1 protein-coding gene is annotated in these 1,325 nt (G+C 69.6%); it reads right to left on the reverse strand.

Annotated elements, in window-relative coordinates; all coding sequences use genetic code 11:
* A partial coding sequence (locus tag ACYVHH_RS18345; RefSeq protein WP_460566902.1) for an ISL3 family transposase occupies positions 1–1,260 on the reverse strand: 1,260 nt, incomplete at its 3' end.
* Positions 1,261–1,325 lie beyond the last annotated feature (65 nt).

The raw sequence follows: 1,325 nt of genomic DNA on the forward strand, positions 1-1,325 counted from the left end.
CAGGTGCTTGAGCTTGGACATGCGCAGGTAGGCGATGGCGATGAAGTTCTGGCTCGTCCTGAAGCCGCGCGCGGCGCGCTTGGCCTGCTGCAGCAGCCCGTTCATCGCCTCGACGAAGGCGTTGCTGCGGTGATCGACCATGCCGCGCACCACCGCGTCGAACCGCTCCTTGAGCGTGGCGGCCAGCTTCTTGAACGGCTCGAGCCGACAGCGCCGCGCCCAGCTCAGCCAGGCCCTGAGGTCGGATGCGGCCTGTTCGATGCTGTTGTGCGCTGTGGCCCGTGCGTACACCGCGCGCAGCGCCATCTTCAGCCGCCACGCCCGCGCGCTTTTGAGCGTCGAGCGCTGCAGCCAGTGCATGGCATCGAGCTGGCGGGCGCTCCAGCTGCTGGGGTTGCGCCGCATGCCCCACAGCAGCTGCCTGAGCGTCTTGCGGCCGCCAGCGCCCAGCGCGGCTCGCACCGCCTGCGCGTCGGTGGCCATCTCCGCGCGGCGCACCTGGTCCATCGCATCGATGGCCATCGAGACGACGTGAAAGCGGTCGTAGCTGATCTGCGCCTCGGGCAACGCCAGCGCCACGCCCTTGGCGTAGGCTGCGCTCATGTCCATGCACACGTGCCGCACCTGGGCGGGATCGCCGCCATGGGCCCTCAGATCCTCGGCGAACTCCACCACCGTGCGGTGCTCGCGCCCCTCGGTGGCGAACAGCAGCCGCTTGCGATCCAGGTCGTGCACGACGGTGATGTAGTGCTGCCCGCGCCGCAGGCTGGTCTCGTCGATGCCCACCGTGCGCACGCCGGCGAAGTCTTCCAGCGCACGCGCCTGCGCGACGTAGAACTCGATGCGCCGCCACAGCCGCTTGTCCTTGCAGCGCAGCAACTCGGCGGCCTGGCGCACCGGCAGGTCCAGGCACAAGGTCAGCGCCAGCGCTTCGAACGCCGCGGTGAAGCCCGAGCCCGGACGCGCCCAGGGCACGGCCACCTGCGTGGTCTTGCCGCAGGCACCGCAGGCCACGCGCGGCACGTCGCAGTGCAGCCAGGCCTCGAACTGGAAGAAGTCCAGGTGCCGCCAGGATCGGCGCAGCCGGTCGTGCACCGGTTGCGTGGCCGCACCGCATGCCGGGCAGGCGAGCCTGCTGGTGTGGCAGCCGATCTCGAAGTCGATACGCCGCTTGGCGGTGTCGAGCCTGACGTCATCGACGACCCACGGCGGCTGCAAGCCCAGCGCGCTGGTGAACAGAGCTTCTACGGCAATGCCCATGGACTCATCCTCCTGATCAAACACGCCTCGTGGACATGTGCACAGGCCGGCCAGCGGCCTGCACA

Source organism: Hydrogenophaga aquatica, from assembly GCF_054780915.1.